Raw genomic sequence first — 607 nt, 5'->3', positions numbered from 1 at the left:
CGGGCGAGCAGGGCGTGTTCGACGAGGGTGATGAGGGCGCTCTTGGCGCTGTCCCGGCGGCGGGCGTCGAGGGTGATGACGGGGGTGTCGGTGCCGAGTTGGAGGGCTTCGCGGACTTCGTCGGAGGTGTGGGGCTGGTGTCCGTCGAAGCCGTTGAGGGCGACGACGAAGGGCAGTCCGCTGTTCTCGAAGTAGTCGAGGGCGGGGAAGCAGTCGGCGAGGCGGCGGGTGTCGACGAGGACGACGGCTCCGATGGCGCCGCGGACGAGGTCGTCCCACATGAACCAGAAGCGGTCCTGTCCGGGGGTGCCGAAGAGGTAGAGGATGAGGTCTTCGTCGAGGGTGATGCGGCCGAAGTCCATGGCGACGGTGGTGGTCGTCTTGCCGGAGACGTGGCTGAGGTCGTCGATGCCGGCGGAGGCCGAGGTCATGACGGCTTCGGTGCGCAGGGGGTTGATCTCGGAGACGGCGCCGACGAGCGTGGTCTTGCCGACACCGAAGCCGCCCGCGACGACGATCTTCGCGGAGGTGGTGGCGCGGGTGGGGGCGGCCGCGTTAGAGCTTGCGAAGTCCACTGAGGACCCTTTCGAGCAGCGTGACGTCGGGC

1 protein-coding gene is annotated in these 607 nt (G+C 68.9%); it reads right to left on the bottom strand.

All coding sequences use genetic code 11. The annotated features are described in order from the left end of the window. A partial coding sequence (locus KS423_RS46865; RefSeq protein WP_224285702.1) for an ATP/GTP-binding protein occupies positions 1-575 on the bottom strand: 575 nt, incomplete at its 3' end. Between the last annotated feature and the right edge of the window lie 32 nt (positions 576-607).

It is taken from the genome of Streptomyces sp. LS1784 (genome assembly GCF_020103755.1).
Classification (GTDB): Bacteria; Actinomycetota; Actinomycetes; order Streptomycetales; family Streptomycetaceae; genus Kitasatospora.
The sequence above is the reverse complement of the archived record's forward strand: the minus strand, read 5'-3'. Positions and strand labels throughout refer to the sequence as shown.